This window comes from Chryseolinea lacunae (assembly GCF_016735595.1).
GTDB classification, from domain to species: Bacteria; Bacteroidota; Bacteroidia; order Cytophagales; family Cyclobacteriaceae; genus Chryseolinea; species Chryseolinea lacunae.
The window spans coordinates 1-13,885 of record NZ_JAERRB010000012.1 but is presented as its reverse complement, the minus strand read 5'-3'; the positions used below and the strand labels follow the sequence as shown (position 1 = coordinate 13,885).

General features: G+C 47.7%; 9 protein-coding genes. 7 read left to right on the top strand and 2 right to left on the bottom strand.

Annotation, left to right across the window (positions count from 1 at the left end; all coding sequences use genetic code 11):
• The first annotated feature begins 7 nt into the window (after positions 1–7).
• The 3 genes from JI741_RS25620 to JI741_RS25610 all read left to right on the top strand — a co-directional run bounded on the left by JI741_RS25620 (position 8) and on the right by JI741_RS25610 (position 3,951).
• The gene (locus JI741_RS25620) at positions 8–697 is read left to right on the top strand and encodes an NUDIX hydrolase (RefSeq protein WP_202014399.1); all 690 of its coding nucleotides are present in this window, start codon (positions 8–10) and stop codon (positions 695–697) included.
• Between the two features lie 87 nt (positions 698–784).
• Positions 785–3,334 (top strand): cellulase N-terminal Ig-like domain-containing protein, encoded by a 2,550-nt coding sequence (locus JI741_RS25615; RefSeq protein ID WP_202014397.1) that lies wholly within the window; start codon positions 785–787, stop codon positions 3,332–3,334.
• Between the two features lie 80 nt (positions 3,335–3,414).
• Positions 3,415–3,951, top strand: a complete 537-nt coding sequence (locus JI741_RS25610; RefSeq protein WP_202014395.1) for a hypothetical protein — start codon at positions 3,415–3,417, stop codon at positions 3,949–3,951.
• A 60-nt stretch (positions 3,952–4,011) separates the two neighbouring features.
• Here JI741_RS25610 and JI741_RS25605 read toward each other — a convergent pair whose 3' ends face one another.
• Positions 4,012–4,941: a hypothetical protein gene (locus JI741_RS25605; protein ID WP_202014393.1), complete on the bottom strand. Its 930-nt coding sequence runs from the start codon at positions 4,939–4,941 to the stop codon at positions 4,012–4,014.
• Between the two features lie 109 nt (positions 4,942–5,050).
• On the opposite strand from JI741_RS25605, the gene JI741_RS25600 reads away from it, so the two are divergent.
• Together JI741_RS25600 and JI741_RS25595 are read left to right on the top strand one after the other, a co-directional pair.
• Complete coding sequence (locus tag JI741_RS25600; protein ID WP_202014391.1) at positions 5,051–5,413, top strand: VOC family protein; 363 nt, start codon at positions 5,051–5,053, stop codon at positions 5,411–5,413.
• Positions 5,414–5,784: 371 nt separating this feature from the next.
• Positions 5,785–9,483, top strand: coding sequence for a T9SS type B sorting domain-containing protein (locus tag JI741_RS25595; protein WP_202014389.1), 3,699 nt, complete (start codon positions 5,785–5,787; stop codon positions 9,481–9,483).
• Between the two features lie 35 nt (positions 9,484–9,518).
• Here the strand turns inward: JI741_RS25595 and JI741_RS25590 are convergent, their stop codons facing one another.
• The gene (locus tag JI741_RS25590) at positions 9,519–10,523 is read right to left on the bottom strand and encodes a sialidase family protein (RefSeq protein WP_202014387.1); all 1,005 of its coding nucleotides are present in this window, start codon (positions 10,521–10,523) and stop codon (positions 9,519–9,521) included.
• A gap of 302 nt (positions 10,524–10,825) precedes the next feature.
• Between JI741_RS25590 and JI741_RS25585 the strand changes: the two genes are divergently transcribed.
• Together JI741_RS25585 and JI741_RS25580 are read left to right on the top strand one after the other, a co-directional pair.
• On the top strand, positions 10,826–12,481 hold the full coding sequence (locus JI741_RS25585) for a glutamine--tRNA ligase/YqeY domain fusion protein (protein ID WP_202014385.1): 1,656 nt from the start codon (positions 10,826–10,828) through the stop codon (positions 12,479–12,481).
• A 133-nt stretch (positions 12,482–12,614) separates the two neighbouring features.
• Positions 12,615–13,343 (top strand): alpha/beta hydrolase, encoded by a 729-nt coding sequence (locus JI741_RS25580; RefSeq protein ID WP_236676275.1) that lies wholly within the window; start codon positions 12,615–12,617, stop codon positions 13,341–13,343.
• Positions 13,344–13,885 lie beyond the last annotated feature (542 nt).

Here is a 13,885-nt window from a genome sequence, read left to right as displayed (position 1 = left end):
GAAGGGAATGGATTTAAGTAGCTACAACAATCATTACCGAATTCTCGTAGCGGTCGACTGTATAATCTTCGGTTTCTATGGAACACAGTTGAAGGCCCTATTGATCAAAAGAGGCTTTGAGCCTGAAAAAGGAAAATGGTCGCTGATGGGAGGTTTTGTCCGTGAAGGCGAAGGGATTGATGAAGCAGCGAACAGAGTACTGCATCAACTTACCGGAATGAAAAGTATCTACATGGAACAGCTCTGCGCATTTGGCGATGTGAATCGCGATTCGGCAGGCAGGGTTATCTCTATTGCCTATTTTGCCCTGATCAACAGTACGGACTATAACAAACAACTTCAGCTTGAACACGAAGCGAAGTGGTTTCCGCTCTCGGAAATTCCGGAGCTTATATTCGACCATCAGAAATTGTTACTGAAGGCGAAGGAACGACTACGCGAAAAGGTAGCCTGTAATCCCATTGGTTTTGAGCTCCTTCCTCCAAAGTTCACGTTGCCGCGATTGCAACTTCTGTATGAAGCCATCTATGAAACACCATTTGATCCACGCAATTTCAATAAGAAAATGCGGTCACTTGGAATACTGAATAAACTGAATGAAAAGGAGCGAGGTTCATCAAAGAAAGGCGCATACTATTATGAATTCAATAGTCAGAATTATAAAAACGTTGATAAGGGCATTAAGAAAATTGTTTGAGGGATCGCACACAACACACTTTTTGCAGCCTATGTCGGAAATTCTGTTTCAATAGATTAATAAAACAACACCCATAAACTTATTCCAATGATCGTAAGAGATTTTTTTTTCAAGCCCCTGAAATCGATAACAACGTTAACGGCCTTGCTTTTTTTGTTAAGTCACGCATACGCACAGGAACTAAAGATTAATGATCTTGAGTATTTTGAGACGCAGGGTGTTAATGTCCTCGTTTACAACAACCTTTTTACCGGGGGATTTAACGACGAGAAGAACGCCGGCATTGAACTGATTCATCATGGCGTGAGGACTGCCCAAGGTGGAGCCGTAAGACTTTCCAACACACCAGAACAGTGGGATCTGGTTCCGGAAATACCAACCCGAAAGGTGGACCGGGCGTCGAAAAGTATAGAGAGCACCTTGCGGTATAAAGACTACGATTTCGATTCGCGCGTGATTGTTACAGCGAAGGGCAATGGTCTTGAAATAGCAGTCTACCTGGACAAGCCAATTCCCAAAGAATTGGAGGGAAGCGCAGGCTTTAACCTCGAATTTCTGCCTTCACAGTATTGGAACAAAGCGTATCTGGTAGACGGACGTTACAATCGATTTCCGCGTTACGTGGTGGGTAACAGCGTGGCAAGACCGAACAATGAAAAACCAAAACAATTTAAGGGCTACAAAACATACGACGACAGGGGCACCGGAAAATTCGTTGATCCGCTTCCGCTTGAAAGAGGTCGCACTTTTCTTCTGGCACCCGATGAACCTTCGCGCCTTGTGAAAATCACGTCGCCGGATGTCGACATCATGCTCTTCGATGGACGTGTGCTGGCGCAAAATGGTTGGTTTGTTGTTCGCAGCATTCTTCCTACGGGAAAAACCGGAAAAGTGTTAACCTGGACGGTTGAGCCAAACGCAATTAAAGGATGGGTGAGAGAGCCCAACATAGGTTTCTCTCAAGTCGGCTACATCCCCAAACAACAGAAAGTGGCAGTTATTGAACTTGACAAGAAGGACAAGCCATTGGCCACGGCCTCGCTATTCAAAATGGGCAACGATGGCAGTGTCAGTAAAGTGTTCAGCGGAAATGTAGTTTCATGGGGCGACTACTATAAATATCACTATGTGAAATTTGATTTCACCTCGGTCACTACCCCGGGCATATACTACATCCAATACGGCAATTTCAAAACGAACGACTTCCTGATTGAAAGTAGCGTATATGATAAAATCACGGACGCCACGAGCGACATATGGATTCCCATCCACATGGATCACATGTCTGTAAATGAAGCGTACAGAGTGTGGCATGGAGAACCGTTCAAGGAAGGTTATCTGCAAGCTCCGCCAAACACAGATCATTTCGATATGCATGCTCAGGGACCGACAACGGACACAAAGTATAAAGCCCTCGAACCGATCCCGGGACTAAACGTCGGTGGCTTTTTCGACGCCGGAGATTTTGATATCGAAACAGGTGCGAACATAAATGTGGTACAAAACTTCGTTCAGACGTGGGAACATTTTAAACCCTTACGTGATCAGACGTTTGTTGACCAGAAGCAACGCTACGTCGACCTCCATCGGCCCGATGGGACACCGGATGTATTGCAATTTATCGAACATGGAACATTGAACCTTGTGGCACAGGCAGAGATTGTTGGCCACATGACGCAAACCCTTTCCAACGCCGTGCTCGACAACTATCATCACCTGGGAGACGCAGCTTCATTAACCGATGGGCTTCCTTACAATCCGAATCTTGGTCCTTATGAAATAGCAAAGGATGGCAGGTCAAGCGGAGTCAAAGATGACATGTGGGCTTTTACAAGTCGCAATCCTCGAATCGATCTCTATGCCGCTACAATGTTTGCTGCAGCGAGCAGGGCTTTGAAGGGTTACAACGATGATCTTTCGGCCAGAGCATTGGTACAGTCTAAGAGACTTTTGAAAGAAGCAACCGACCTTCTTGCGACAAAGCCGGAAGACAATTCGCCCTGGGGAGCGTCCGCTAATGTGAGCACCAATCTTCAACTCTATGTTGCGACCGGCGAAAAACAATATCGCGATAAATTTCAGGAGCTCATCTGGCCGGCACTTGATCGCAACGTTAATTTCACACTGCTCACGGCGCTGAATGCTGTCCCGCATATGGATGCATCCTTCAAGGAAAAGCTTCGCCCATATGTTGTGAAGTATGCTGACTATATGAAGGGATTGGAAAAGGAAAATCCCTATGGCGTACCGATTGTGCTGACCAACTGGGCTGGCAGTGGCGCGATATTAAGTTTCGGCACCACGATCTGTTTTGCAAGCCAGTATTTTCCTGACGTTGTTGCCCCCGGTGAAGCGTTCAAGGCTACGAATTGGTTGTTTGGTTGTCATCCCTATCACAACTATTCACTGGTAGCAACGGTGGGCGCTACACGTCCTAAGGCAGTTTTCTATGGTAACAATCGGGCCGACTTCTCGTTTATTCCCGGCAACGTGGCCCCCGGTATTTTATTCAGAAAGCCCGACCACTTCGAAAACTACGACGACTGGCCATTCCTTTGGGGACAAAACGAGGGCACCATCGCCGGCAATACGAATTATTTGATTTTTGGATCAGCGTTTAAAAATCTGGTGAAGTAATACCTGGCTCGGGATGTATGGATGAGCATGCAGAGACACCGGTCATGGATTTTGACTAGCGCAACAAACAGAGTTTCCCTATGGCATCTTCATTGGAATTTCTTTCTGGTCGCGGGCTATCCATTGTGGATACCTTTCTCGAAGTTCAAAAGAAACTATTTGCCAGACACGAAGCCATGTCGTCGTGGCAGGTCTATGATCGGTTTGTGCAGCCACTCTTCTGTTATGGTATGGAATTTTCGAACGATCGGGAATCTGTTATGGAGGTTTTGCTGCGGTTGTTTATTCAGATTGATCGGGGTAGATTTTATGCAGCAAGACCTGTTCAGGTGTTTCTTTTCAGGGAGTTCCGGAAAAAACTTCGTCAACCTTCAGGATCAGGTTGGCCGCACAAGGAGCAAACGTTTAAACCGTGCACTCACCAGGGCGTGGGGTGCCCAACACCTCTTCACCAGGAGGCACTTTTCCTGAAGCTTAAATGTGGCTTTAAGAATGGTGAGGTTGCAGCCATAATGGGTGTCAGGTCTAAAGTAGTTTCACGGTGGTTAGATGAATCGCTGGAATATTTCAACCGGCACACGTTCAGTGTAAAGAAAAAAGTAAAAAGGCCTCTATAGGCCCTTTTACTTTTTAGGTTCGGTGTGGCTTCGGCCGATCGTTACCGGCCGCTCAATCCGTTAATAATACGAAAACTGATACGTCCCCAGGTTCAGTTGGCTGTTGCCATGCACCTCGTCAAGTGTAGCCTGAACGATACCAACCTTGGTGGGATAGCTCAGCAGATCATACGTGTAAGTAAACGTGGACGTGATCGTCACAAAGCTGTTGGACGTATCCGTTCCCTTATACACCATGGACGTGGGATTGTTCTGATCTCTGCAGATCGTCTCGTAAAATTCTTCGTCCGGATACGAGGTAAGCGACAGGTAATACAGGACACCACCCTGGATATTGAACGAGTTGTTACGCGCGTCAAAAACGTTGCTAAGGTTGTAGCCGGCCTGTTCCTTCCACGTCACCACTTTGGTGATATTGCTGCCGGTATACGTATACGAGTTTTCGTTCCCGTACGGATTCGGATATATGGCAATGCCATAGTCGTTGCCTTTGCGGGTAAGCACGCGCCCTGAAGCATTGTTCGTATAGTCGATGTCAGCAGTCTTGTCTATCACGGGGGAATTCTCATCGGCATAGAACGCGAGGTGCTTGTTGACGATGCCCGATGCACCGTAGGTGAAGAAGGCTTTCTCCACCGACACAGGAACGCCGGTGGCATAGGTCTTCGCCACATAGGACGACGGCACGCAGTCGCCACCGTAGTAAACCTTGAGGCGGGTAACCGTGCTATCGCCGCGCGCCATCGTGCCGGGATAGCTCACTTTGACAATGCTGTCGATCAGATTGCTCTGGTAATAGAATCTGAACCGTTCCTTTACAACAAGCGATGCGTCGGTGTGGACGATCTGCCTGACCTTTCGCTGGAGCGCGAACGCGGCATCGCATCTTTTGCAGGGCGTGTTGTCTTGGCACCCGGAGAAGATAATGGAACATAACGCAAGGCAGATCATCAGACTGCCCGAGAGGAGAGGGTTTTTGAAGGTTTTCATCTTGCTACATATTAAATGGAATTGTTTTTAAATGTATCTTGAAGTTAAATAGTTTTTTGGTGGAGCGGTGAAATAAAAATCGCTTAAATTAGTCTAACTGAAATCAGCTATGAACTTTGCCAAGTTAGTTCCCAACGTCTATTATGCAGACATTAAAGATGGGTTAACGCTATTTGTGGAGTGTCTTGAATTTAATATCGGACATGAAGAATTGAAATCAAAAGAGCCGTTTTGCGTACTCGAAAAGAACGACTTGCAACTGTACCTTTTCGAAAATAAAGCACTGGCAAAGGAACATAACCCTGAATTCAGGCTCGTGACGAATAACATCGATGAAGCATACAAAAAAATAAGCTCATCGCATCCCGATTTTCTGCATCCCAATCTCAGTAAAGTCACGCTTCGTCCCTGGGGTGCAAAAGAGTTTGCATTGAGGGATAACCAGGTATGCATCATCATTCAGCAATGGTGATTCTGTAAAGAAATTTGGGCCGATGCAACGAACCGCCAATCAAGGATTCTGGGGCCGGATCAACTAAGCGTGATTTTTGAACTCTTTCTAATTTGAAAATTTTGCGATTTTGAAATCTTGAAATTTCATATCTTTGAACGTAACCCGACCTGTTATCAAAGTTGTCTGACCAAATGCCCCCGCATCCTCAAACCTCCGTTAACCTTTTCTCTATCCTAAGGTTATTTATCCCTTGCATCCTGCTGATTTTAGTAACGTCCTGCTTCAACGTCCGTGGGCAATGCAACACCACGCTAAATAAACTCCTTCCTGACCCTTCGGTCAATAACGACGACAGACTCGGAAGTGCACTCGCCGCTAACGGACAATATATGGTTGTCGCTGCCGAGAGCAGCGACACCCTTGGCATACTTTACGCCGGGGCAGTTTTCGTCTATGAAAAGACCGTTGCGGGTTGGTCATACCGTGCCATGCTGACGGCGTCGGACCCCGATGAATATGACTTCTTTGGAAACCGGGTAGCCATTGATGCAACGGGAAATACCATCGTGGTCATCAACCGGAACTACAACAAAGGTGGCGCATACATCTTTGAAAAGCCGGCTTCGGGATGGCAAACGATGCATGAAACGGCGAACATCAAGTTTCCGGAATATCTTGAATTTAATTCGGCGCTTGACATCAGCGACGATGGCTCAACCATCGCGGTGTCTAATCCCATGACAAACCATGCTATGCTGTTTGTGCTTGAGAAACCCGTCACCGGCTGGTCAAGTTCACAACAGCCTCGCGCTTTGGAACAACGCCAGGCACAACAGGGTATCTGGATCGGGACAGACGTGACGATTCAGGATGACTACATTTATGCGACCACCAACAACGACGGGAATCCTTCCGTTTTTGTATATAAAAAAGTGGCTGGCGACTATTCAAAGATCGCACAATTGGCAACATCGCTACAGGCCTCCGAGCTCGGTTATTTCGGAGAGCATATTACGCTGCTGGGCAACACCGTTGTCGCCACCGGACTTGCCTACGTCTCCGGCTTGATCAGTCAGCGATTCTTCGTTTTTCAGAAGTCGGGAGAATGGACAGACATGAATGAGACGGCGCAGTTCCAGCTCCCCGGGCCGGCGTCGGACAAGTTTCCCTATTCGATTGCACTTACCTCTCCGAAGACGATCGCGGCAGCGGTGCTGATCAAAGAAGGCGAATATTATACCGGCAAGGTGGTGGAAGCAACAACGACCGACGGATCGTGGCAGGATCTTTCAGTGGCCACACTGTTCGAAGAAAAAGGCCTCTGGACGCCTTCAGAGTTTAGCAATGATCTTGTGTGGAATGGTTCAGAGCTTGTGATGGCGGCCGTAGAGAAGAGTGCCGTGTTCGGAAATCGTAATTCCATACTCAGCCTGACGAAGAGCGCGGGAATTTGGGGAAGCCTTCAACGTGTTTCGCTGCCGCGTAACTCGAGCAGCAACATGTATTTCGGAACGAGTATTGTAAAAACACCGGAGGTGATGTTCGCAGGAGCGCCGTACGACGGAACTGCCGGGCGTGGCGCCGGCGCAGTGTATATTTATGAGCGGAGTGGCGGAGACTATGTGAAGATGCATACCCTTTATCCGTCGCCGCGGACACGAAGATCAACCGGTGGGTCGGATGCGGCCTTCGGGTATAGCATCGCGGCACACGGCAACGAGATCGCGGTCGGTGCCCCGTCTTTTCTCTACGCACCCGGGCACTATGGAAAGATCTTTTTATATAGACGAACATCGTCGAGCTGGAAAACGGCAACGCTCTACGACTCCTTGGTTGTACCCGTCGAGCTTGATCTGAACCATGTCGGCGCGACGGTCGCTATGAACGATCATCAACTGTTCGCATCGGCCTACAATAATCTTGGCGGTGCACATACCAACGCCGTGGTGGTGTTTGAGAAGGTGGGTGGCAAATGGACGTATCAACAGGTGATAACCTTAGGAAAGCCGATTGATAAATCATGGCCTTCCGTGAATCTCAGTCTGGAGAACGAACTGCTTGCCGTGGGAGAATTTTTCACAATCGACGGCGGCGTTTCGATTTTCAGCCGGAACGTTGGAACAGCACAGTGGGAGGCCAGTACATCGTTTTCCGGCGACGTTTTCTCGGGCATGGGTGGCGGCGTAAAACTTCTCGGTGATCATCTTTTCGTTGGTGCGCCTGGAAATAGTCACAACAACGTTTACCGGTCTGGCGAAGTGCTGGTATTTACAAAGCTCCCGGGAGAATCATGGAGGTCTGGTATGCAGCCGTCGGCAGTGATTGCTCCTGACATACCGATTGAAGGAGCATTCTTCGGATCATCACTCGACGCCGTCGGAAATACACTTGTTGTGGGAGCACCGGGAATGTTTCTCACCTTCGACAGCAAGGTGCGTACAATTCCGGGTAATACGTATGTCATCCAGACCAGCGACTACTTCTGGGTGAATACTGTCCAATACCTCAATCTTCAGGGCGATCGTTATGCCAGCAATGAGCGGGATCATTTCGGTTCGTGTGTTGCCCTCGATCAGGAATATTTTTATATCGGCGCAAGAAACGAGAACACTGATACAGGAAATTTCTCCGGCGCTGTATATTATGTCCCTACACCACCCGTCATTTTTCTTCAGCCGCCGGTGTGTGTGCAATCAGGCCCAATCGCGTTGCAGGCATATCCATTTGGTGGGAAATGGTCAGGTCAGGGCGTCGACCAGTCGGGAAAGTTTGATCCTGCGACAGTGGGTATCGGTGTCTTCACGTTGACCTACACAACACCCAACTGCAATAATCACGGCACTGTCCAAATTGAAGTAAAGCCACCTGTTATCGTTCAACAACTTTCGCCTGCAGACGTAAAGATGTGTTCGGAAGGAAGTGTTGAACTTGAGCTTGAAAAGGTAGCGGGAGCAATTTTCACCTGGTATTACAAGCCGGAGGGAGCGACTACGTTTGTGTTGTTAACCTCTGGAACGGAAAAACTGTCGGTAACCAACCCCGGCGAATACAAAGCCGTCGTGTCGTCCGAATGCTCGATGGAGTCTCCCGTGTTCAGGATCAGCATTGAAAACTTCCCCGTCACCGTCGGACCACAGCCAATCATCTGTTCCTCCGCAAATGCAGTTTCACTTGTGGCCTCGAACAACACCGGCGTGTGGGAGGGAACCGGTGTCAGCAACAATCAATTCAACCCGTCGGGACTCGCCAATGGATTTCACTCGCTGACATACCGCATCACCACGTCGTTGGGATGCCGCGTGGCATTAAAAGACAGCGTAAAGATAAGCGTCGTAGCCCCGGTCACCGTCACGCAGCAGGAGAATGATTTTTGTGAATCGGGTTCGGTGTTCCTCCACTCGTCACCCTTCGACACGGCGTTGGGCTATACCTGGTATTATAAAGAAAAGCCTAGCGGGACATTCGCGTTAGTTAACAGTATGCTGGCAGGCGATGTCTCGGTGTACGTGCAGGGATACTATCAAACCGTGGCTACCAACGGCGAATGTTCAACGACAAGCAATAGTGTTGAAGTCGGGTTTGGCACCAATCTGGCGTACGAGCTTCCAGAGGTGTTGAAACCAATCTGTGATGCCAAAGAATTCACCATCGTTGCGTCGGCGAGAGAAGGAACAACATACACCTGGCAACACAAGGCGATTGATGGAGATGGCTACCAGGTGCTCGACGGACAAACATCAAACCAACTAACCGTTAACGAAGACGGCTATTATAAAGTGAAGGGTGAATACGGCTTTTGCTCGTTCGATTCACCACCGGTTCTCCTGCAGTTCTCGCGCGACACCCTATTCGTCCCCAATATTTTTACACCGAATGGAGACGATAAAAATCCTGTGTTCAAGGTTGAGACAACAGCAACCATTAACTCACTCGCCATCTACAATCGCTACGGCGACCAAATGTTCCTGACTTCCACCGGGCAATGGGATGGAGGCGACGCCCCTTCAGGAGTGTACTACTGGCGCCTGCTCTATGAAGGATGCAATAGCGAAAAAGAAATGAAAGGCTGGGTGCATCTGATTCGATGACGCTGCATTGTCCGTCCGCAATTCGACAGTAACCTTTAGCACCCACCTAGATTACGCGTCGCATAAATCACATTGCCGGAAACCGATAAGGTAAAAATGGAGCGGTCAATCAGCGGAAGCAAGAGCTTCCATGTCTTTCCGTTGTCTGATGAACCAGAGATGCCCTTCGAGTGGCTGCAAAATAAATTTCCACCAACCTCAACAATATTAAAAACGTGAATAGGAAGTCCGGCATCAATAGTTTGCCAGGTGATTCCGTCGTCATGCGATGTTCGTACCCGAAATCTTCTTTCTGTAGACTCTGTTATAGCGGCAAACCCGCCATTGATTCGTTGTATATCGATGCCGTGGTCACCTTCAGTTGTCACCAGGTTCCAGTGGTCCCCATTATCCGTAGACCGTATTATGCCTTTCTGAGTTAACCCCATAAGTACACCACCTGATTCTGCCAATTTCCTGACCCCCTTGGATGCAGAAAAGACCTGCTTCCAGGCTTTGCCAGCGTCAACGAGTTTAAACAAGCCTGTGTTTGTCCCGATGAAAACTGTGCCTTTGTCAGCTTCAAAAAACGTAAGTACGTCTTTAGGCTGAAAATTCCGATATACCGGCAACCAATCTTTTTTTTCGTTTGTCGCCTGCAAAATTTGCCCATCATCATAATTGAAAGCCAATAGCCCCGTCTTGCCAGGGAATATACCGACGTGATTGCCCGAAAGAATCTTTTTGGTCCAGTCAGGAACTGTGGAGTTTTGTTTGTCGAAGAACAACCCATCTCCAGTGCGTAAATAGAAGCCATTGTTAGTAGCAAAGCCACCGCCGATCACGAAGCCTTTTTCACCCGAATAATTGGGTAGTCCTTCGGTAATGTCCTGCCATGTCCGGCCGCCATCAACCGATTTGAAAACGATTTTTGTGGTCACCGGCTTAATGCCGGTTGAACGCGGTTTGACACGAATGACTGAATCGGATGACATAAGATCTGATGCCTGATTTAGGACCAGGAGAAAGAATGCGAAAAAAACAAGGCTGTATGTTTTCATGACTTTAACTGGATTGGTGAAACAATAGCGTAAGAATATTGGCCTTCACTACGGCGCACGCTCGTCGCGCGATATCGTGCGTTGTTTTTTATTGGTGAAGTACCCAAAGCTAAAGCCTCCTAAGCGTCAATGAGTTAAAGGCTTGTAAAAGAATGTTAATGAAATGTAAAATTACAATGCCGAATGCACGTGGGTCAATTGTCTCTTCAAAATGCCGTCGAAAAGGCACTGGCTCTTTAGTTGCGCCCTGTGTATTTAAATAAAGGCAGAATATTTATCTTTACGCCCTTTAAGAATTCAATATGGCCGAAGAAAAGAGTCTGAACTTCCTGGAAGAGATCGTAGAGTCTGACCTGAAGGGTGGAAAGTACAAGAATATTTCGACGCGATTTCCGCCCGAACCCAACGGCTACCTGCATTTGGGGCACGCCAAGAGCATTTGCCTGAACTTTGGGCTGGCCTCGAAATATGGCGGAAAAACAAACCTGCGTTTTGACGACACTAACCCTGTAACCGAAGAAACCGAGTATGTGGAGAGCATCAAAGGGGACGTTAAATGGTTGGGATTTCATTGGTCTGAAGAACTATATGCTTCCGATTACTTCGGCCAGCTGTATACCTATGCGCACATTTTGATCGATAAGGGGCTGGCGTATGTAGACGACAGCACAAGCGAAGAGATGGCATCGCAGAAAGGAACGCCTACCCAGGCCGGCACAGACAGCCCTCATCGCCGCCGATCTATCGAAGAAAACAAGCGACTTTTCACAGAGATGAAGGACGGTAAGTACCCGGATGGGTCAAAAGTCCTGCGCGCCAAAATAGACATGTCGCACACCAACATGCTCATGCGCGACCCGGTGATCTACCGCGTCAAACATGCCCATCATCACCGGACAGGCGACACGTGGTGCATTTATCCCATGTACGATTTTGCGCACGGCCAAAGTGACTCCATCGAGCAGATTACGCACAGCATTTGCACGCTTGAGTTTGTTCCGCATCGCGAATTGTATGACTGGTTTATAGCCCAACTCGACATATATCCCTCACGTCAATATGAGTTCGCCAGACTCAACATGACCTATACCATGATGAGTAAGCGCAAGCTTTTGCAATTGGTAAATGAGAAGCATGTAAACGGTTGGGACGATCCTCGCATGCCCACGTTAAGTGGTGCGCGAAGGAGAGGCTACACGCCCGAGGCTATCCGCGAATTTTGCGATCGAATTGGTGTGGCGAAGCGCGACAATCTGATCGATATCGGTTTGCTTGAGTTCTGCTTGCGAGAACACCTGAACAAGATCGCCGAGCGACGAATGGTGGTGTTCGATCCATTGAAAGTGGTAATCACCAATTATCCCGAAGGGAAATCTGAAGTGCTCCGGGGCGAGAATTTGCCCGAAGGAGATTCTACCCGCGAGGTCCCCTTTGGGAGAGAACTCTGGATTGAACGTGACGACTTTATGGAAGTGCCAGCCAAGAAATATTTCCGTCTTGCGCCAGGTCAAATGGTGCGTTTGAAGAGCGCATTCATCATCAAGTGCGAAGAGTTCATCAAAGACGCGAACGGAACGGTAACAGAGCTACGGTGTACTTACGTGCCCGAAAGCCGTAGCGGTTCCGATACATCGGGAATTAATGTGAAGGGCGTCATTCATTGGGTGAGCGCACAGCACGCAGTGCCCGCAGAAATTCGCTTGTATGATCGCCTTTTTGTAACAGAGGACATGAATGCCATCGAAGACGATTTCACCAATCACCTTAATCCTAACTCACTGCAGGTTCTGAAAACTGTTTATGCCGAACCGGCGCTTGCCAATTCAAAAACAGGTGAGCAATTCCAGTTCCTGCGCATGGGATATTTCTGCCTCGACCCTGATGCTACGCCGAATAAGTTGATCTTTAACCGTACTGTGACATTGAGGGATACATGGACGAAGGAGGCGGGGAAGTAATTGTAACGTTATAGAATAGATCATCGGGTGACTTATAGGTCTGGCCATCAATTGTTGCTTAGCGCAAAAGATTATCCCCTTATATCCGGGCAAGGCACCAGGATCCGAATCATGGCTGTGGAAGGAGCAGAACTTGGGCGGTTATCTTAAAGATGTCACTGAACCTACTTTAACCGCATTCATCCCAGACAATCCCAATGGCATCGGTGTAATCATTGCACCTGGGGGTGGTTTTCACTTCCTGGTATATGAGTTGGAAGGGACGGCCGTTGCCAAAAAATTGAACGAAAGGGGAATAACAGCTTTTGTTTTGAAATATCGCCTGGTTCATGAGGATCCCGCTCATCCTTACTACAGCCAAATCATGAAGGAGAAAAATCTTAAGTTTCTAGATTCAGTTAATGCTCCAGTTGTCAGGCTTGCCCTACAGGACGCGTTAACTGCAATGAAATATGTACGGCAAAATGCAAGAGACTACAATATCGATCCAAATAAATTGGGCTTTATGGGATCTTCCGCAGGAGGTACGGTGGCAATGTCATTGGCCTACAATGCCACTGAAGAGAACCGACCCAATTTTGTAGCGTCACTTTACGCTTATGGATCAGCTGTCATTGGTTCTAAGGTTCCAACTGTTGACACGCCCATCTTTATTGCCACTGCCAGTGACGATGAATTTGGGTTTGCATCCTATAGTGTACAAACCTACTCCAAATGGATTGAAGCTAAACAACCTGCTGAATTGCATATGTACCAGAAGGGCGGGCACGGCTTTGTCATGAAGAAACAGAATCTTCCAGCGGATAATTACCTGGACAGGTTTACTGATTGGCTCTTACTGGAAATATATCCAAAGCGTTAGTGTCTGTCCGCTATTTTTAGATCATCAAAATGTGTGTCTAAATTACATTGTCTATCCATACTGTAAGTCTCCAAAGATAGTGGCGCTTTTTCAATTATAATTTATCTAATCATCGCTAGAAAAAACCAAACATCCCGAAAAGATTTTTAGGCGTAGGAAAAAAGGTAGATAAAGTCAAGCAAATCATCAATCACGAGTTGCGCATAGCGGAAGGACTTCCACCAATATTCTTTTTGAAGAATGAGTTGAAGTGACAGGGATATTCAAATCCAAGTGAAAGCAACTTCGGAAATGCTCCGGTTAGTACTAAATCGCCCTGATCTTTAGGGTCAGGTGCTTTTGATGAATCCCGATCACCCCCCCCCCAGAGTGGAAATTCCGAGCAAGCTGACCACCAATTTCCGAGGCAAAGTGACCACCCAAAGTTAATTGGAAAATTGAGGTTTGATCGGTATCGATTTTTCGGTTAGTAATAGCCGCGTTTTAGTTTTGGTTTTCAGTTAAATCTTCCGTTAAGATAGTTCTTTTCTTTCTCATGGATT